Source organism: Sporosarcina sp. FA9 (assembly GCF_051550205.1).
Taxonomy (GTDB): domain Bacteria; phylum Bacillota; class Bacilli; order Bacillales_A; family Planococcaceae; genus Sporosarcina.
The window spans coordinates 1,873,190-1,891,601 of the sequence record NZ_CP188819.1; the positions used below are offsets into that span (position 1 = coordinate 1,873,190).

19 protein-coding genes are annotated in these 18,412 nt (G+C 37.4%); 4 read left to right on the forward strand and 15 right to left on the reverse strand.

Annotated elements, in window-relative coordinates:
• Positions 1 to 50: 50 nt before the first annotated feature.
• From ACP8HH_RS09180 to ACP8HH_RS09200, 5 genes are all read right to left on the reverse strand, one after another.
• Positions 51 to 3,257 (reverse strand): BTAD domain-containing putative transcriptional regulator, encoded by a 3,207-nt coding sequence (locus tag ACP8HH_RS09180; RefSeq protein WP_438310521.1) that lies wholly within the window; start codon positions 3,255 to 3,257, stop codon positions 51 to 53.
• Positions 3,258 to 3,379: 122 nt separating this feature from the next.
• Positions 3,380 to 3,676 (reverse strand): hypothetical protein, encoded by a 297-nt coding sequence (locus ACP8HH_RS09185; protein ID WP_438310523.1) that lies wholly within the window; start codon positions 3,674 to 3,676, stop codon positions 3,380 to 3,382.
• Positions 3,676 to 4,101, reverse strand: coding sequence for an acyl-CoA thioesterase (locus ACP8HH_RS09190; RefSeq protein WP_438310525.1), 426 nt, complete (start codon positions 4,099 to 4,101; stop codon positions 3,676 to 3,678). The genes ACP8HH_RS09185 and ACP8HH_RS09190 overlap by 1 nt, the downstream gene beginning before the upstream one ends.
• Positions 4,102 to 4,848: 747 nt before the next feature.
• Positions 4,849 to 7,560, reverse strand: coding sequence for an aconitate hydratase AcnA (gene acnA / locus ACP8HH_RS09195; protein ID WP_438310527.1), 2,712 nt, complete (start codon positions 7,558 to 7,560; stop codon positions 4,849 to 4,851).
• A gap of 154 nt (positions 7,561 to 7,714) precedes the next feature.
• Positions 7,715 to 8,191 (reverse strand): D-arabinono-1,4-lactone oxidase, encoded by a 477-nt coding sequence (locus ACP8HH_RS09200; protein ID WP_438310529.1) that lies wholly within the window; start codon positions 8,189 to 8,191, stop codon positions 7,715 to 7,717.
• Between the two features lie 283 nt (positions 8,192 to 8,474).
• Between ACP8HH_RS09200 and ACP8HH_RS09205 the strand changes: the two genes are divergently transcribed.
• Positions 8,475 to 9,020, forward strand: a complete 546-nt coding sequence (locus tag ACP8HH_RS09205; protein WP_438310531.1) for a cysteine hydrolase family protein — start codon at positions 8,475 to 8,477, stop codon at positions 9,018 to 9,020.
• A 107-nt stretch (positions 9,021 to 9,127) separates the two neighbouring features.
• Positions 9,128 to 9,379: a GlsB/YeaQ/YmgE family stress response membrane protein gene (locus ACP8HH_RS09210; RefSeq protein WP_438310534.1), complete on the forward strand. Its 252-nt coding sequence runs from the start codon at positions 9,128 to 9,130 to the stop codon at positions 9,377 to 9,379.
• A gap of 45 nt (positions 9,380 to 9,424) precedes the next feature.
• Here the strand turns inward: ACP8HH_RS09210 and ACP8HH_RS09215 are convergent, their stop codons facing one another.
• From ACP8HH_RS09215 to ACP8HH_RS09235, 5 genes are all read right to left on the reverse strand, one after another.
• The gene (locus ACP8HH_RS09215) at positions 9,425 to 10,102 is read right to left on the reverse strand and encodes a lytic transglycosylase domain-containing protein (protein WP_438310536.1); all 678 of its coding nucleotides are present in this window, start codon (positions 10,100 to 10,102) and stop codon (positions 9,425 to 9,427) included.
• Positions 10,103 to 10,133: 31 nt separating this feature from the next.
• Positions 10,134 to 10,751, reverse strand: a complete 618-nt coding sequence (locus ACP8HH_RS09220) for an SCO family protein (RefSeq protein ID WP_438310538.1) — start codon at positions 10,749 to 10,751, stop codon at positions 10,134 to 10,136.
• Positions 10,752 to 10,858: 107 nt separating this feature from the next.
• Positions 10,859 to 10,987, reverse strand: coding sequence for a YvrJ family protein (locus ACP8HH_RS09225; protein WP_438310540.1), 129 nt, complete (start codon positions 10,985 to 10,987; stop codon positions 10,859 to 10,861).
• 76 nt (positions 10,988 to 11,063) lie between these two features.
• Positions 11,064 to 11,282, reverse strand: a complete 219-nt coding sequence (locus ACP8HH_RS09230; RefSeq protein ID WP_438310541.1) for a DUF2922 domain-containing protein — start codon at positions 11,280 to 11,282, stop codon at positions 11,064 to 11,066.
• A gap of 26 nt (positions 11,283 to 11,308) precedes the next feature.
• Positions 11,309 to 11,527 carry a DUF1659 domain-containing protein gene (locus ACP8HH_RS09235; protein WP_438310543.1) on the reverse strand — a complete coding sequence of 73 codons (219 nt, stop codon included), beginning with the start codon at positions 11,525 to 11,527 and terminating at the stop codon, positions 11,309 to 11,311.
• A gap of 114 nt (positions 11,528 to 11,641) precedes the next feature.
• Here ACP8HH_RS09235 and ACP8HH_RS09240 point away from each other — a divergent pair, with 114 nt between their 5' ends.
• Positions 11,642 to 12,067: a DUF2621 domain-containing protein gene (locus ACP8HH_RS09240; protein WP_438310545.1), complete on the forward strand. Its 426-nt coding sequence runs from the start codon at positions 11,642 to 11,644 to the stop codon at positions 12,065 to 12,067.
• Positions 12,068 to 12,093: 26 nt separating this feature from the next.
• On the opposite strand, the gene ACP8HH_RS09245 is transcribed toward ACP8HH_RS09240, so the two are convergent.
• The 5 genes from ACP8HH_RS09245 to ACP8HH_RS09265 form a co-directional block, all read right to left on the reverse strand.
• Complete coding sequence (locus ACP8HH_RS09245) at positions 12,094 to 12,597, reverse strand: CcdC family protein (protein ID WP_438319095.1); 504 nt, start codon at positions 12,595 to 12,597, stop codon at positions 12,094 to 12,096.
• Complete coding sequence (locus ACP8HH_RS09250; protein ID WP_438310547.1) at positions 12,593 to 12,922, reverse strand: thioredoxin family protein; 330 nt, start codon at positions 12,920 to 12,922, stop codon at positions 12,593 to 12,595. The genes ACP8HH_RS09245 and ACP8HH_RS09250 overlap by 5 nt, the downstream gene beginning before the upstream one ends.
• A 21-nt stretch (positions 12,923 to 12,943) precedes the next feature.
• Positions 12,944 to 13,654, reverse strand: coding sequence for a cytochrome c biogenesis CcdA family protein (locus ACP8HH_RS09255; RefSeq protein WP_438319097.1), 711 nt, complete (start codon positions 13,652 to 13,654; stop codon positions 12,944 to 12,946).
• Between the two features lie 152 nt (positions 13,655 to 13,806).
• Positions 13,807 to 15,594, reverse strand: a complete 1,788-nt coding sequence (locus ACP8HH_RS09260; protein ID WP_438319099.1) for an ABC transporter ATP-binding protein — start codon at positions 15,592 to 15,594, stop codon at positions 13,807 to 13,809.
• Complete coding sequence (locus tag ACP8HH_RS09265) at positions 15,594 to 17,348, reverse strand: ABC transporter ATP-binding protein (protein WP_438310549.1); 1,755 nt, start codon at positions 17,346 to 17,348, stop codon at positions 15,594 to 15,596. Before ACP8HH_RS09265 ends, ACP8HH_RS09260 begins: the two co-directional genes overlap by 1 nt.
• A 235-nt stretch (positions 17,349 to 17,583) precedes the next feature.
• Between ACP8HH_RS09265 and ACP8HH_RS09270 the strand changes: the two genes are divergently transcribed.
• A complete protein-coding gene (locus ACP8HH_RS09270) occupies positions 17,584 to 18,351 on the forward strand; it encodes a class I SAM-dependent methyltransferase (protein WP_438310551.1) in 768 nt (255 codons plus the stop codon).
• Positions 18,352 to 18,412 lie beyond the last annotated feature (61 nt).

An 18,412-nucleotide genomic window follows, 5' to 3' on the forward strand; every position in this document is an offset into this window, starting at 1 on the left:
ATAGTTACAATTCAGTTACAAAAAAATAGAAAACAAAGTTAATTTGCTTTCTACAGTTCATTGAGTATGATTTTATACATTTCTTCGGTCGTTTGCATTGGTTCAATCATTAACTCTTCAGAGAGGACCAAAATACATTTCTTATACCATTTAATCGCCTGAGAACGATTTTTCTGTTGATAATGCGCAAACATAAGAAGACGATAAGCTTCTTCCCAAGTATTGTCGATTCGCAAAAGTTTTTCCGCCCAATAGATTGTTTTGCCGAAATCACTAAGACGCGTATATGTCTGTGCAAGACGTTCGATTACGATAATGTATTTCTGTTCTATTCTTTCACGTTCCTCATTTATCCACCCAACTGCTAATTTCTCTTCAAATAGTTGTCCTTTGTATAATGTAATGGCTTTTAACAACAGATCGCTTGAAACCATTGGAGAGGGTTCATTTAATCCCTCTTCTGTGTAGCGTTGAAAACGGTCCAAATCACTAATAACCACAGCATCTGGATTTAAACGATACATTGCTTGTTTTCGAAGTATGAAAAACGATTTCTCTCTTGGACTGCGTTTAGGTTCCAAGACTTTTAATAACGCATTCAAAACTACTTTAAAATCCCTATCCGCCTTTTTTTCATCAGTCATTTCCCACAATGTATGCATGATTTCTTCCTTTGATATATACCGGTCTTTGTTTAAAATTAAATATATGAAAAGCTCTTTTGATTTATCTCGCTGCCAATCCCGCTCATCAACCTCATCTAAGCCGAGATGAACTTTAATAATACCCAACATTTGAATTTCAATTTTATATCCAGGATGTGTAACTACGTTCACCAAATTCATTTCATGAATGATTTGCTGAATCTCTTTATCCTCTTTGTTTGAATCCCTCGATTTAATTAGAATAGAAGGAATAGACTCCATATCGAATGGGCAAAAAATTGTTTTTATTTTCAAGAAAAAGAAATAATCATTCGTCACACACAATTTTGCAAACTGTCTCGACTGTTCACTAAACAAGCTTTTTTCCTCTGTTTTATTATAAACGTTCATTAGCCAGAAAGAAGCAACCATGGCGCCATATTTATCTCCGCATTTATTAAATAGGATGTTTGCAGCAATTGCATTCTCTTTCGAACACTTGTAATTTCCACCATAAAAATGAACGATTGCAAGCCCAATCCGTATAAGTCCAGAAAGCCATCCGTCATTCACTTTTTCAGTTTCACGAAGTCCCTCTTCTCCTAAACTGATTGCCTCTTCAAAAAGTCCCTGACGTGCTTTTATAATAGATAACCCCATTAAGGGTTCTGCTTTTCCACGGGAAACGTTTAATTTCTCCATTCGATCGATGGCTTTTACGTAATAAGCATCTGGTATTTGTAAATTGTAAGGATCTGATAGAACTTTCACATGTCCCATTCGAATCCAGCCGACAGCTTCTACAAAACCTGATTTTTCTCTTTCTCCAAGCTCAATCCCTTTCTTAGCACTTTCAAATGCTAAATCCACTTTTCCCATCAGGGAATAAATGAGTGATAACAAAACATCCGTTTCTCTATGGGAATCAGGCAATGCTGACTTTTCTATTAAACGATTTGTTAAAGTTTCTTTTGCTGTACTCAATTTCCCGGTTCGCAAAGACATCCGTGCATCCAAATTTCCTTCACGTAGAATCGTTGTATCTAGCTTTTCATTTTCTACCCACTCTTGGGCATCTGCAGCTTTTCCTAAATTCACAAGGTTTTCAGCAAATTGGCGTTTTAACAATTCCATCTCCCGAAAGGATGTTTTTTTACTTCTTTGGGCAAGAACAATAGCCTCCAATAAATAGGATTTAGCCATTTCGGGTTGAATCGTATCTAAATAAATATGTGCAATGCCCGCATTAGCTCGACTTTGAAAATATGCATTGTTCTCTTCCTCGGCTAATTGAATACTTGCCGTATATGCATCAAATGCTTTTTCATAAAATGCACGGTATCTATGTGCTTCACCTTCATAAAAATAAAGTTGACAATACGTATCGCGAACAGTGTTAGGTAAATCTTTTATTGTATCCAAAAGCCAATCGAACTGACCTGACTTTATTAATGAATCTCCAGCCTCAGATAGTACTTCACCTATGAAATAACAATCTTCACTTTTAATTGCATGATAAACTGCCTGTGTGGAATTATTCCTTTTCTTATAATAGTTCGCAGCTTTCTTATGAGTAGATTCAAAGCTTGCACGATCTTTACTCAGCCATTTGGATTCCAAAAATTTTTGAAAAAGTGCATGATATCGGTAGGATCCAACTTCGCTAAGGGGTTGTATGAACATATGTTGTCCAGCGAACGCACTAAGATTATTAGCTGCATCATCCCCATGAAAATCCCGAATTAATTCCTCAGAAAAAACCGGGAAAATAGAATAGGCAAGCAACCAATCTTGTTCTTTTGTCGCCATTCTATTCAAAACTTCTTCAGATAAGTAAGTGAATAGCTCATGTAATGCCGGTTTCACCGCTTTTTGGAAAGGGATTTCTGTTTCAGACATTTGCATCGCCATTAAATTTACAGCAATTGCCCATCCTTCAGTCATTTGTACAATATTTTTCGCTTCATCAACAGTTAATTGTTTATCAAAATAATCTTCAAAGAATACGATGATTTCATCTTCAGTAAACATGAAATCATCTTCGGTAATTTCACTTAATTGAGAGGTTAATTTCAATTTATTTAGGCTAAACCATTTTGGTCGATTTCTCGTTGCAATTACCAAGTGTGTGTGTGGCGGAAGGAATTCGATAATTTTTTCCATCATATAATTGATATGAAAAACATGATCTACAATGTGATAATCATCGATAATAATGGAGATTGGTTCACCTATTTCACATAATTCATTTATGAACAATGCAAGCCAACGAGTCAAATCTTCTTCTTTTGGATACATGGATGGATTTTCCCAATCCTTCAACGAATAGCCGAAATTCGGAATTACTCGTTGAATGCTATGTATTAGGTACGTAATAAACGGGAGTATGTTGTCATCTTCTTCGGTAACGGAATACCAAGTATAAATGGACCTTTTATCATTAAAAAAAGAGGATAAGCCTGAACTTTTTCCGAAACCAGCACCGCTATGAAGCAAGGTCAATTTGATATGTTCAGAAGCATTCATTTTTCGAACAAAAATAGACCTACGCATATATGTATGTGTAGGTATTGGAGGTATTATTTTTGAACGCAAAATTTCTTGTTGTTCCATTTATACATCACCTTCCAAATACTCTATTTCATTCAGTTTATCACAAGAGTATTCAGAATTGGGTGATGCCTTTGATAATAAATTAGATCACCATTGAATAACAGTACCATTTCAATAATTCATCATCTAAACCGTTCCAATTGATCCGTTAGGCCTTCGTTTATTAAAATATCCCGCTCCCTTTGACCGAATAGATCAAAGTGCGGGTAATCTTTTTTCATATCAATCCATTCTGCTTTCAACCCGTATTGCTTGCCCCATGCAATTAGTTTCTTAAGATCTGAGCAACCTACTTTGGTCACTGTCTTACACCCGGGAAATCGTTCATCCAACCAGTAATGAGTCAGGAATGCAATGTCTCCATTACTTACCGACCTTTTCCAATCTTGCAGTTCAGAACGATGGATTCCAAAAGCCATTAGTCTTTACTCCTTTGAATCTCCGTATATTTCGCATCCCATTCCGGATGGATTTTACTTAAAGAGACGGGGCGAAATGTATCTTTTTTAATTAACACATGTTCAGATATTGCAGTTGCCGCCACGGTTCCATTCTCATGGAGTATTTCATAGCCATACGTTGTCCGAAGCCGATCGTGTTTTTCAATCCAAGTACGCACAGTTGCCGTCTGACCGTATCTCATTGCCGCCTTGTATTGGATAGATAAATCAATTACAGGCGATAGGTAGCCTACTGCTTCGAGCTGTGCGTATGTATACCCTAAATCTTTTATAATTTTTGTCCGCCCAATTTCCATCCATACTAAATAATTTGCATGATAGACAACACCCATTTGGTCCGTCTCTGCATAACGTATTTCAACTTCTGTTTCGCAAATAAACATAGCATTCACCCCTTCATCAATTATACAAAAGTACTTAAGAAAAAGCTGTAAAAAAGAAAGGTTCTTTGACAAATGACGTTGGTAAAGAATTTTAGCTTGCTATACTCGATTTTTTTATTTGCTACAGAACTGTCCCGCTTCATCCCGCTGGAGTCGCCGACTTGCACTCCAAGCAACTAAGATTGCACATTGAAAATAGGGAAAAATATATGGAAATTGCCCAAATATGGGATTACGCTATTTTAGCTAACAATTGTTCTTATTCACTTTTTTACAATTCTGGTGACTCTGCATCCATAAGTGAGTCGATTTAAAACTTTAGTTTTATTGTTAATCCCTTTAATTCTTCCATTATTATATCGTAAATAAAGCTGTTTTCTAGGGCTTAAAGCTTTTAAGGTTTTATCATATTACTTGAAAAAAGGTGAAACTGGTCTCTAAACATTAGCTGCATAGTTGTAGTATACATTGAATTTATGTCTCCCTCATTCTTCAGCTTATTGGAGTGCAGACCGGCGACTCCAATGGGATCAGCGCGAATGTCGAGACCCCACAGGAGCGTGATTTTCGCGACGAGGAGGCTCGACGAGCGCCCCATGGAACGCGTCCGGTCGGAACGGAAATTAGCGAGTAGCAGCAGAATTCTTAGATCAGTATATATTTATTAAAGATTCCACCAACGTCATAAATTGTAAAACCAACAGAAAAAAGGTGCTCAATTGAATGAGCACCCTTTAAAAACACTTATTATGCTTTCATTTTATCACGAAGAACCATTTGAAGAATTCCACCGTGACGGTAATAATCAACGTCAACATCAGAGTCAAAACGTGCAAGCACGTCGAATTCTTTCACAGAACCATCTTTAGATGTTGCTGTTACTTTCAGAATATCGCGTGGTTTAACGCCTTCTGCGATATTTACTTGAATTTCCTCTTCACCAGTTAAACCAAGTGATGCAGCGCCTTCACCATTCATGAACTGAAGTGGAAGAACACCCATCATTACAAGGTTTGAACGGTGAATACGTTCGTAGCTTTCAGCGATAACTGTTTTAATGCCTAGGAGAGATGTACCCTTCGCTGCCCAGTCACGTGAAGAACCCATTCCATAATCCTGGCCCGCAATAATAGCAAGTCCAGTGCCTTCTTCTTGATACTTCATAGCAGCATCATAAATCGGCATAATTTCTTTGTTTGGCCAGTACGTTGTGAATCCACCTTCTGTACCTTTTGCAACTTGGTTACGAATACGGATATTCGCAAACGTACCGCGCATCATTACTTCATGATTTCCACGACGTGAGCCGTAAGAGTTGAAGAAGCGAGGATTAACGCCGTTTTCAATCAAGTATTTTCCAGCCGGTGTATCTTTACCAATCGCACCTGCAGGTGAAATATGATCTGTTGTAATCGAATCTCCAAATTTACCGATGACACGAAGACCAGAGAGTGGCTGAATATCAGACGGCTCTGTTGCTAGGTTTTCAAAGAACGGTGGATTTTGGATATATGTTGAGTTTTCATCAAAATCATATAATGAATCATCAGTTGTTTCAATAGCATTCCAAGCATCGTTTTCCGTGAATACACGTGCATATTCTTTACGGAACAATTCTGGAGTAACCACAGATTGAACTGCTTCATTAATTTCTTCTGTAGTTGGCCAAATATCTTTCATGAATACGTCAAAACCATTTTTATCTTTACCAATTGCATCTTTTTCCAAGTCGATATCAACAGTTCCGGCAAGTGCATACACAACAACTAGTGGCGGAGAAGCCAAATAGTTTGCTTTCACAAGTGGATGAATTCGACCTTCAAAGTTACGGTTACCTGAAAGAACTGATGACATTAACATGTCATTTCCAGTAATTGCTTTTTCAATCTCAGGAAGAAGTGGTCCGGAGTTACCGATACATGTTGTACATCCGTAACCTACTGTATTGAATCCGATTTGGTCAAGATAAGCATTTAAACCCGAATCCTCCAAGTATCCTGTAACAACTTTTGAACCTGGTGCAAGTGATGTTTTAACATATGCAGGAGGAACCAAACCTTTTTCAACAGCTTTTTTCGCAACAAGTCCAGCACCTAGCATAACATATGGGTTTGATGTATTTGTACAAGATGTAATTGCGGCGATAGCAAGATCACCCGTTTTAATTTCAACTGTACGTCCATCTTCAAATTCAATTTTAGCTGTTTTTTGAAGTTCTTTTGGTGATAAACCAAAACCTTGGTTACCTTCAGGAGCGACAACAGCATCATTGAATTCACGTTGCATTTCTGTAAGTGGTATCAAATCTTGTGGACGTTTCGGACCTGCAAGGTTTGCTGTAATTACAGATAAATCAATTTCAACAACTTCAGTATATGTTGGATCCTCATTATCAACAGTGAAGAACATATCATTTTCAATCAAATATTGTTTAACTACTTGAATTTGCTCTTCTTCGCGACCTGTTAGACGCATGTAATTAAGTGCTTCTTCGTCAACTGGGAAGAACCCACAAGTTGCACCATATTCTGGTGCCATATTACTAATTGTTGCACGGTCAGCAAGTGGTAATTTCGCTACTCCAGGGCCAAAGAACTCAACAAATTTACCAACAACGCCATGAGCACGAAGTGTTTGTGTTACTTTAAGTGCTAAGTCTGTCGCTGTTGTACCGTTTGGAAGTTCCCCAACTAATTTAACACCGATTACTTCTGGAATTGGGAAGTAAGAAGGTTGCCCAAGCATTCCGGCTTCCGCTTCAATACCGCCAACACCCCATCCAAGAATTCCAAGACCGTTAATCATGGTTGTATGAGAATCCGTACCTACAAGTGTATCTGGATACGTTTCAAATGTACCGTCTGCATTTTCAACAGCGTATACAACATGTGCAAGATACTCCAAGTTTACTTGGTGAACAATACCCGTTGCTGGTGGTACAGCACGATAGTTGTCGTACGCTTTTTGTGCCCAGCTTAAGAACTGGTAACGTTCAGCGTTCCGTTCAAATTCAAGTTCCATATTGATACGAAGAGCATCGGGCGAACCATAACGGTCAACTTGTACGGAGTGGTCAATAACTAGATCCACTGGAATTTCAGGATTAATTTTATTTGGATCTCCACCCATTTTAGCCATTGCTGAACGAAGTGCTGCAAGGTCCACTACTACAGGGACACCAGTAAAGTCTTGAAGGATAACGCGAGCAGGTTTGAATGGAACTTCCGCATCTTTATCTGCGTCTTTCCCCCATTTCGCAAGATTCTCTACATGTTTGTCGTTAATGACATAACCATCATGTTGTCTTAGAACAGATTCAAGTAATACTTTAATTGAATAAGGTAGATTGGAAACGTTTGCGACGCCTGCTTCCTCAAGAGCTTTTAGGCGATAATAATTATACGTTTTGCCGTTAAGTTCAAATGAAGTACGGCTGTTGTGTAAGTTGCTTTTAGTCATAAATATTTCCTCCTTCTAAATAAGTACTGAAAAGTCTTATAAAAGTACGTCTTTTCTCTACTCCATCATATAATACCTAAGCACATAAGTAAATTACATTAACTTTATAGTCTTCTATAAGTTAATCTAATGACCTACTAATTACTAACCCTGCTTAACCCAAAAAGAGTTTTTGAGTATATGCACTTTTAAAGGTACCGTTCGGAACATATGTTTCTCGAATATCCATGAATCGATGTAAATTCGGGTACAAATTTTTTAATTTTTCATGCGTTAAATCATTTTTCTTTCCAAAATGGGGTCTACCCTCATATTTGGCCATTAGTTTGTGGACCCATTTAAATAAAGAACCATCATCCATCCCCTTATACATGTGAAAAGCTAAAAAGACTGAGTCTTCGTTCTGTGTTGGACTTAGAAAATCATCTTCACCGGTTGTGGTACGGCATTCTATAGGAAAGTGTACATAAAATGGATGTGTATTTAAAAAGGTATGAATTTCTTCTATACATTCCTTAAATCGATTGAACGGAATTGCATATTCTACTTCTGTGAATTTTACTAACCTCGGGGAAGAAAGCGTCTCATAGTGTATACCCTCTTTTATACCTATTGGAACATTTTTTCGCAAAAGACTTTATTATCTTTCGAGACAGACGTGGTTTTACTCTACAAATCTCAGATAGTACTTTAAAAGCAACCGTTTCTATTAATCCGTTTTCAGCGCATCAACTGCTTTTGATTGACGAGTTTGTTTAATAAGAGGAACGATATTCGTCTTTATTTGTAATACACTTAGGTTTAAGTATATTCCGTTATCTCTAAGTGGGCAATATATATCGGCAATTTGTATCTTTGAGTTATTCTCCCCAATGTGACATGCTTGAATAAATAAAATAAAGGAGTCGAAACGATTGAAAAAAGCACTACTTGTCATTGATTATACAGTTGATTTTGTTGCATTGGAGGGGGCTCTTAACTGCGGAGAACCCGGCGTTGCTTTGGAAGAGTACATAACCGATTTAACTAAAAGTTATTTGGATGAAGGCCAGTTCGTTGTATTCCCTGTAGATGTACATGATGCGGATGATCCATTTCATCCTGAAACGAAACAATTTCCACCACATAATATCCGCGGGACAAGAGGTAGAGATTTGTTCGGCTCACTTCAACAACTATATGAACAACGCAAAGAAGAAATACAGTGGATAGACAAAACACGGTTCAGTGCATTCGCAGGAACAAACTTGGAACTACTTTTAAGAGAACGAGAAATTACCGAACTTCATCTAGTAGGAGTTTGTACGGATATTTGCATTCTCCATACCTCTGTAGATGCCTACAATCGCGGATTTAAAATTGTCATCCATGAGCAAGGTGTCGCAAGTTTCGACCCTGAAGGTCATAAATGGGCACTACGTCATTTTGAAAATACTTTAGGTGCAGCGATTGTACATTAATTCATTGTCTTTTTTTGGCACTATTTGGTTATGATGTTTAAAGTATAGAAATAAAGGTTATTTCAAATACTAGGACGTAATCATAAATATAAAAGGAGATGTTGAATATGAGTATCATTTGGTTTTTAATTGTTGGTGGAGTTATTGGTTGGCTTGCAGGAATGATTTTAGGGAAAGATATTCCCGGTGGTGTTATTGGAAACATTGTAGCTGGTGTCATCGGGGCTTGGATTGGTGGTAAGCTTCTTGGCCAATGGGGTTGGCATGTTTCGGACTTTTATGTGTTCCCGGCTTTAATTGGTGCACTAATTCTTGTCTTTATCGTAAGTTTGGTCATGAAATCGATGCGTAAAGCTTAATAAAATATAAAAAAAGGATGGATTTCCATGTGGAAATCCATCCTTTTAGTTTTCTACCAAGGTTTCAGACTGCTCGCGGACTGCCTCAAATTCATTAAAGAAATAGAGGACATCTTGTACGTATTTATCACTTCGATTGTAATTGAAAATTGCTTTCTCATAATTCCCATCGGCTGCTCCACTATTCGCTAAATACTTTGCAGCGCTATGCACGGCGTCCTCAATATTAAAGGGGTCAGCGATACCATCTCCGTTACCATCGACTCCGTAACCACCATATTTTTCAATGACGGCTGGATCCGTTTTTTCAGACTCGGGTATATCCCCTTTTCCTAAACCCGTACATCCAGGATAGGACCACCCAACAAACGTACAAGGCATGAACTGCATATGACCTTCCGCGCCAGCTGGTGAAATAAGTGAATCCATTGTGGAAAACCTTGTTTCAATTCGATGATGTGCTGCAAGAAGTGTCCACGGAATCCCATAAGCAACAGCCGCCTCTTTATATATCGGAATATACTTTTCAGGTATATGAGTTGCCCCTTGTCTATCCGATAGGTCTATTAAAGTACTTGCCGATTTTCGTATAAAATCTGTATTATAAATACTTGCCAAAATGATTGTACTTAGTGTAAATACGATAACAGCGACAGGTATGAGCAGTACAATAAGCACTGCCTTAGTTTTTACCGATACTCTTTTTGGACGTCGTTTCTTCACTGATACCTGTCACCCCTCGCTATTGTAGTTTTTAAGAACCAGACTTACTTAACGCTACCATATCTTTTACAATTTGTTCGAATTGAACATCTTCTACTCCGTTGTATTGTTTTACAACTTCGCCTTTTTGATTCACTAATGAATATAGGACTGCATGAAAAACTTGGTCCGATTCAGGTGACTTAATGACAATCGTTTTAAAGGAATCCATAGCAAGTTTCTCAATTTCTGCTTGCTTGTAGCCCGTTAGCATTTCCCACTTCGATTCATCCCATTTAATTTCTTCATCACCTGGATTGGGTGCATATACTTCGAGATAGTCATTTAACATCTCGGGTGTATCAATATCTGGATCGACGCTGAATGAAACAAGTTTATAATCTTCTAAACCTTCGTCTATGAGATCATGCTGCAATTTCGCCATATTGAACATCATTGGGCCGCATACACTATCGCAATTTGTAAATACGAACTGGGCCAACCAAACTTTCCCTTTCAAGTCATCTAGTGAAATTTTTTCATTATGATGATTTGTAAACTCAAATGGTGCAACTTTATAATTATGATCTGCTTTGAAATCGCCACTTGAACATGCGCTTAAGACAAGCACTAGAAGTAGCATGTAGAACACTTTAAATGATTTTTGCATATTTCTCCCCCGAAATCTTATGATATATTAATCATATAGGAATGGCCCATCCTAAACAAGCGAAGGGCCATTCGAATTTTGACGTATTACTGACGTATTAATGAAGTTTACTTCATTCTCATCGAGATGAGTACATCGTGGATGGCAACAAGTTTTGTTTCAAGTCGATGCAATAAATAGAATGACACGAAAATCGGAAATCCTATTTCTTGAATCAAATTTAGCCATTGTTCCATTGCCTTCTCCTCCCTCCTTACATTTTGGGTATAAGAAAAGCCGACCTCTTAGTAGTAGCTTGGGTCGGCTTCCTTCTTATCCTTCGATTAATTCGGTGACGATTCGTTCAACAACTCGTGCACTGATTACTGCATCAAAAGAATGACCTTCTAATTTGAAGATATCCGCATCGATTATTTCCTGCATTGCTGTGTGAACCTCAAGAGTCGTCAAATCAGCTCTTGGTTCATCTACAGTGAGCGTTGTTTTTTTGCCTCCAGTCGTACCAAAACTTAATTGTAATGTTTTCGCCATTTTATAGTCCTCCTTTTTAAGTTAAATTAATTTATGATACCTGATGTTTCGATTTTCTCTACTTCGATTAATGGTAAAGATGATAGTGCTGCAAGTTCCTCAAGTCCTTTATACAAGCTCGTCGCACTCGTTTCCGCTCCAATATTACGATAGCTCTTTGACTTGCGAATGAGTTTACCATCATCTGTCATTCCACCATCGAAATGGATGCGTCCTACTGCGTTTTTAAAGTTGATTGTCGCCATTTTCTCACCCCCTTCACTACTTATATAGAAGAAATAGATGGAAAGGGATACTTTGTCCGTGATTTTTTAGTTGTTTACTCTTATAATGGGATTAGAGCGGAAGAGGTGAATGCAATGCTTAACGGTTGGTTTCTTTGGTTCATTATGTTTTGGGTAGTTATTCTCGTTGGATTATTTGCAATCGGTGGATTTTTTATGTTTCGTAAGTTTTTAAAAGTGTTTCCAAAAGCAGATGGGAAATCAACTTTAGATTGGCAAGAATACTATGTGGATAAATCCATCCACTTATGGAATACAGAAGCGAAGGATCTATTGGAAGAACTTTGTAGTCCAGTTCCAGAACTGTTTCGTCCCGTTGCCAAACAAAAAATTGGTGCAAAAATTGGTGAAATAGCACTTGAAGAAAAAGCGACTAAAATTGATACAGACCTAATCATACGAGGGTATATCATAGCAACACCAAAACGTGACCATAAATTCCTAAGAAAAAAACTAGCTATAATGAAACTAGATGCTGCACCATATGAGCATTTATTTTAATAACCAATAGAAAAAGGTGTCCGCGACTAAATGCGAACACCTTTTTCTTTACTCAATTTATTGAATCTCAAGAGCATCACAACTCTCCATGGAACAATCATTCCAAAAGCAAGTATCCAGAACATACCACCAAGTTCCCCGATATCTATTGTACTACTAAGAACCAATTTTCCAATGAGTCGAATAATAAGCAATCCAAGTAGTATAAACACAAATGCTTTCGATCTTTTCATAAAAATATCATCGTTACGAAATTCAAAACTTGTCGTTTTAATTAAAATTAATGAAAATAACATTCCAACAACAACCGCTTCTAGAATTTGAACAGGTGGAACCCGAAATTCTTTAAAAATAAACATAAAAGCACCTGTTGACATAAATAGCGGGGGTAAAATTATTTTTTTTATAGTTACGGGCCGATTCGCGGCCTTAGATCGAACAATTAATGCAAGGGTTCCCATGAACAGTGCCAAAACAGTTGACCCTATTATTAAGTATGTATGGGGTATTTTTGTAAAAATATCTTCAATCAATATCTTTCCCCCATTCTATCAACTCTGTGATTCGATATTTCAGTTCAGACATCTGAACAAAACGTGCAAATCGTGCATATTCCTTGCCCTTATTAAACAAAAGAACGACCGGAGCAGAAAACAATGATAGTTGTCCCGAAATTTCCGGTACCCGGGCTATATTTACCATATAGAAGCTGATTGGATAATCGACTTGAAGCGCTGCAACTTGCGGAAACAAGCCATCGCAAACCGAACAATGATCCGTTTTCACGAATAAAAGAAGTGGTTTCTGCTGATTTACAACTGTCAACCACATCTCATAAGAGTTAACTTTCTCCATTTTACTCATCTCATTTCGTACTTAAAATCCTGTGAATCCACCAAAAAATGGAGACAATAGATTAATGATATACGTCATTCCATCGAAAAACAAGAGAATACCTACAGCAATCATAATGTATCCGCCAACCTTCATAATGGTTCCACTGTGTTTTCGAATTGCACCTATTTTCGTTACAAAGAAAGATAGAATGAAAAAAGGTATTGCAAATCCTAATACATAAGAAATCATATAAAGCATCCCGGATCCCGGATTTGTACCTGCTAATGCAATAATAACCCCAATAATGGGACCCATACAAGGCGTCCAGCCTGCAGAAAAAGCTAGACCAATAAAGAATGTACCTAAATAACCTGTTGGTCGATTTTTAAACTGTAATTTCCGTTCTTTCAATAAAAACTCCGGTGTAAATAATCCAGTAATCATAAGGCCAAACAAAACAATTAAAATCGCACCTATTTGTCTAATGATATCCATGTTTTCATAAAAGAACGTTCCTAGAAATGAAGAGGCAAATCCTAGTGCGACGAAAATAACTGAAAATCCGATTAAAAAGAATAGCGTATGAAGCATACCCGTCTTATTCATTCGTTTCGAGTCGGATTGCAAATCATCAAGTGACATGCCGGTTATGTATGAAAGAAATGCTGGATAAAGCGGTAAAGTACATGGTGAAACAAAACTTAATAACCCTGCACCAAAGGCAATGAACACATTAATATCGGCACCCATATTTTTCTCTCCTTTACTTTTCTTCTTCAATCGTATCAAATGAATCGATAAAATACGCTTATTCTGTCTGTGAAACTTTTATGACTTTTATAATAAAAAGTGAAAACCGGCTTACATTAACCTTTACTAGGTGTATGCAAGCCGGTTCCAAATTACATCACATCTTCTAAAATGTTGTTTTGAAGCAAATACATCATATGATACAGCCCTTTTTGGGAAAGCAGTTCCTGATGAGTCCCACGTTCTACAATTTCACCTTTGTGAAGAACAAGTATAAGTTCTGAATCTTGTATTGTGCTTAGTCGGTGTGCAATTGCAATTGTCGTACGGCCCTTCCTCATTTTTTCAAGGCTCGACTGAATTGCGACTTCTGTTTCAGTATCAATGTTCGCTGTCGCTTCATCAAGGACAAGTATTTTAGGGTTCGTTGCAATGGTGCGCGCAAACGCAACAAGTTGACGTTGTCCGCTTGAGAATGTCGACCCTCTTTCAGTTACTTTTTGCAAGTATTTCTCCGGAAGTTGCTCAATGAATTGATTTGCCTGAACAAACTCCGCTGCCGCAATTACTTCCTCTTGAGACATGCTTTTATCATGTAATCGAATATTGCTCTCAATATCACCATAGAAAAGGAACGGATCCTGAAGAACAAGCCCAGTCTTCTTTCGCAACTCTGTTTTTGGATACGACTTGAGTGATACATCATCAATTAGTATTTCCCCTTGCTCATATTCATAAAAACGCATGAGTAAATTAATAATTGAACTCTTACCGCTTCCCGTATGTCCGACAAGTGCTACTGTTTCTCCAGCATTTGCTGTGAATGATATGTTTTTCAACACATCTGTTCTTCCGTCATATGAAAATGTGACATTACGAAATTCGATTTTCCCATCTTGAATTTCAATTTCTTCAATCTCATTTTGGTCTGGTTCCATATCCGTATCATCCATTAATTGAAAAACTCGTGAAGACGCAACAATCGCCTGTTGAAAAATAGATAGACGCTGCATAACCTGTTGGATCGGTTGAAACAAACGAGAGAGTAACGTCGTAAATGCATACAACACACCAACTTCTATCGAGCTCTCAAGTGACATAAATCCAAAATATCCGAGCACAACAACGAAAGCTCCAGCATAAACAAGGTCAATTGCAGGGCCTAATAAAAGTCCATCAAATTTAATATTTCGAATTCCTGCTTTATAATGTTTCTCGTTTATATCATCGAACTCAGTTTCCAAACGATCTTCTTGTCTGAAAGCTTGAATCATACCCATTCCGGATAACGACTCAGCAATCTTCGCATTTAATTGACTTAAACGTTCGCGAATATCCTGATAGAAATCGGAACTATATCTTCTATAAACAGTTATAATGGTCAGGAAAATCGGCAGTAACAATAAGGCATAAAGGGCTAACTTTGCATTTAGTGTAAACAGTGTGATGTAAACACCAAACAGAACAAAAATAGCTTGTAGAAAAGTAACGATAACACTAACGAACATTTCCTTAATCGCTTCCGTATCATTCGTCACTCGTGAAACAATACTACCCGCAGGTGTTTTGTCAAAATAACGCATACCAAGTCCTTGAACTTTTGTAAAAACATCGATACGCATTTGTTGAATAATCTTTAATGCAATCTCCTGAAAACGCAGTAATTGAAAATAAGACACACCGACAATAAATACTTGAATTCCGACATAACTAAGTGCAATTATCAGCACTTCTTTTTCAGGAAAACGTAACGGTATTAAATAGTCATCAATAAACGTTTGAATGATTAAAGGCCCTATTATTGTCCCCGTAATCGTCATGAGCAATAACACTAATGCGAACGAAATACTCTTCTTATGAGGCAATGTATAATGTAACAGCCTTTTCAAGACAACCCATTGGTCTTTCATTGTTAGTTTTGGTTGTTTTTCCGGTTGCATCATGCATCCCCTCCTTGTTCAACGAGTACTTCTAATTGTTGCAAATCATACATTTCATTATAGAGCCCGTCTAGCTCAATTAATTCATCATGTGTTCCACTCTCGACGATTGTACCTTCATGCATAACTATAATTTTATGTGCATGTTGGATCGCACTTAAACGGTGAGAAGTAATAATTGTTGTCTCGCCCGTTCGTGTTTCTTTTAAAGAATTTAAAATCGCTTCCTCTGTTTTTGCGTCAACAGCAGATAAGGAATCATCCAAAATTAATAGTTCCGGTTTCATTATTAATGCACGAGCAATAGATATACGCTGTTTCTGACCGCCTGAAAGAGAAACACCCCGTTCACCAACGATTGTACGATATCCATCCGAAAACCCTAATATATCTTCATGAATATGTGCTAAAGATGCTGCTTCATGAATTTTCTCAGTAGCTATTCTAGGATTGATGAAAGCGATGTTTTCTGCAATTGTTGTTGAAAAAAGAAAATGATCTTGCGGCACATAACCAATCGCTTCTCTCAAACGTTGCTGTTTATATTCGTTGATTGGTTTACCACCGTAAAGAATGGTTCCTTTATATCCTTCAAACTCTCTTAGAAGTAATTTTAAAATCGCCGTTTTACCTGATCCTGTTTTCCCAACAATTCCAATCGTTTCTCCGCGTTTCAATGTGAAATGGACATTACGCAGCGCGGCTCGCCCATCATCAGGGAACTTGAATTCATCCACATCGAAATGTAAATCACCTTCTGGCCTAGCATCGACAGCACCCGGGATATCCATAATTTCAGGTGCAACAGAGAGAAGTTCTAGAATTCGATTATAAGATGCGTTTCCTCGCTCTACAATATTGAACAGAAAACCAAACGCAAGCATAGGCCATACAAGAAGTCCTAAGTATGTACTAAATGCCACCATATCCCCAATCGACATATCCCCAGAAATAATAAACTTCGTTCCAAAATAAAATGAAAGAAAATAAGAGATTGCAAAAATCCCTGTAATAGTTGGATCGAAGAGTGCATCCACTTTCGCTACACGCATATTTTTATTTACAATATCTGTAGATAGATTCGTGAAATCATCAATGTCTTCTTTTTCCTGACCAAATGTTTTAATTACTTTAATACCTGATATACTTTCCTGAGTCTTATCATTTAAATTAGAAAAGGCCTCCTGGGAAAAGCGAAATCGACGTTGCAATAATCTACCATAGTAACTTGTAAGTAAAATCATAAACGGTATAGGAATAAGTGCAATCAATGTCAATTTCCAGCTAATTGTTAGAGCCATCATTAAAATAACAAAACCGCCCGTTGCAATTGAATCAACCAGGGTTAAGATTCCCATACCCGCTGTTTGTTGTACGGCATTAATGTCATTCGTTGCATGGGCCATTAAGTTCCCAACCCGTCTTTTTTGATAAAAAGAAGGAGACATTCGCGTAAAGTGATGGAATAATTTCTCGCGCATAGTTCTTGATAAAAGAACAGCCGATCCGAAAATCATCACTCTCCAGAAATACCGTGCAATATACATCAAAACTCCAGCAACACCAAGTATAACGAGCCACTTTGTTAAAGCCGTGGCAGTTAAGGATCCTTCTGTAATATCATCAATTATAATTCCCATAATCTTTGGTGGTAGCAATTGTAGCAACGAAACAAAAACAAGTACACCTATTCCGAAAGCATATTGTTTCTTTCTTTGTTTAAAAAACCAACCGAGCTGTACTAAAACCTTCACATGACTCCCCCTAAATCTATACAAACTTAACCCTTGATTAGTTTAACAAATATCCATTCATTAGAAAAGCTTCGTGTTTCAAGTTATTCGAATTTCGAAGTAATTTCGACATATACAATCCTCCATAAATGGGTTGTCCGTTTATACGTTCTGCTAGTAATTATCTGTAAGTTTGGTACCATTCATATTGTACACAATCAGTTTAGTGCACTTAATTAAAAAGGGGAGATTCAATATGAAAAGCGCGAAGGATAGCTGGAATGCAAACTTATATGATGCAAAACATTCTTTTATTTCGAATTATGGAAATGATCTTATTGAATTGTTAGCTCCAAAAGAAGGCGAGAAAGTTCTTGACCTTGGCTGTGGGACTGGAGATTTGGCTAACAGAATATTTGCTGATGGAGCGGATGTTGTAGGTGTAGATCAATCTGAAAATATGGTGGGACAAGCAATAAGTAAATATCCAGAAATAAAATTCACGGTTGGAGACGCCATATGTTTAGGTTATAAAGATGAGTTTGATGCAGTATTTTCCAATGCCACACTGCACTGGATAAAACAACCCGAAGAAGCATTAAGTTCTATTTATAGAAGTTTGAAAACGAATGGTAGATTTGTAGCGGAATTTGGCGGAAAAGGTAATGTACAAATGATAACAGATGAAATTATTCTGCAATATACAGAAGCAGGATTAGAGTTTAAGGCGGAAAACTTTCCTTGGTATTTTCCAAGTATCGGTGAGTATGCTTCCTTAATGGAAAAGGCTGGTTTTAGAGTTACATTTGCACAACACTTTGATCGCTTGACTCCACTTGACGGTGAAAATGGAATGAAAAATTGGATTGAAATGTTTGGAAGCCGAATTTTTGAAGGTCTTAATGAAAAATTAATCGGCACCATAGTATCGCGAGTAGAGACTAATTTAAAAAACACTCTATATAAGGATGGAATTTGGCTGGCGGATTACAAAAGAATTCGCGTAATTGGTTTGAAGGAATAGTGGAAAGCTCTTTAATTTGAATTCAATTGCGAAGCACATGAGGACCTCTTTCATATGCTTC

Bases quoted from the DNA above. Each gene is read 5' to 3' on its own strand.
- ACP8HH_RS09220 (WP_438310538.1), bottom strand. From the start codon at position 10,751: ATGCAAAAATCATTTAAAGTGTTCTACATGCTACTTCTAGTGCTTGTC.
- acnA (WP_438310527.1), bottom strand. From the start codon at position 7,560: ATGACTAAAAGCAACTTACACAACAGCCGTACTTCATTTGAACTTAAC.
- ACP8HH_RS09225 (WP_438310540.1), bottom strand. From the start codon at position 10,987: ATGGAACAATGGCTAAATTTGATTCAAGAAATAGGATTTCCGATTTTC.
- ACP8HH_RS09230 (WP_438310541.1), bottom strand. From the start codon at position 11,282: ATGGCGAAAACATTACAATTAAGTTTTGGTACGACTGGAGGCAAAAAA.
- ACP8HH_RS09185 (WP_438310523.1), bottom strand. From the start codon at position 3,676: ATGGCTTTTGGAATCCATCGTTCTGAACTGCAAGATTGGAAAAGGTCG.
- ACP8HH_RS09240 (WP_438310545.1), top strand. From the start codon at position 11,642: ATGCTTAACGGTTGGTTTCTTTGGTTCATTATGTTTTGGGTAGTTATT.
- ACP8HH_RS09250 (WP_438310547.1), bottom strand. From the start codon at position 12,922: ATGGAGAAAGTTAACTCTTATGAGATGTGGTTGACAGTTGTAAATCAG.
- ACP8HH_RS09190 (WP_438310525.1), bottom strand. From the start codon at position 4,101: ATGTTTATTTGCGAAACAGAAGTTGAAATACGTTATGCAGAGACGGAC.
- ACP8HH_RS09235 (WP_438310543.1), bottom strand. From the start codon at position 11,527: ATGGCGACAATCAACTTTAAAAACGCAGTAGGACGCATCCATTTCGAT.
- ACP8HH_RS09210 (WP_438310534.1), top strand. From the start codon at position 9,128: ATGAGTATCATTTGGTTTTTAATTGTTGGTGGAGTTATTGGTTGGCTT.
- ACP8HH_RS09270 (WP_438310551.1), top strand. From the start codon at position 17,584: ATGAAAAGCGCGAAGGATAGCTGGAATGCAAACTTATATGATGCAAAA.
- ACP8HH_RS09260 (WP_438319099.1), bottom strand. From the start codon at position 15,594: ATGCAACCGGAAAAACAACCAAAACTAACAATGAAAGACCAATGGGTT.
- ACP8HH_RS09180 (WP_438310521.1), bottom strand. From the start codon at position 3,257: ATGGAACAACAAGAAATTTTGCGTTCAAAAATAATACCTCCAATACCT.
- ACP8HH_RS09255 (WP_438319097.1), bottom strand. From the start codon at position 13,654: ATGGGTGCCGATATTAATGTGTTCATTGCCTTTGGTGCAGGGTTATTA.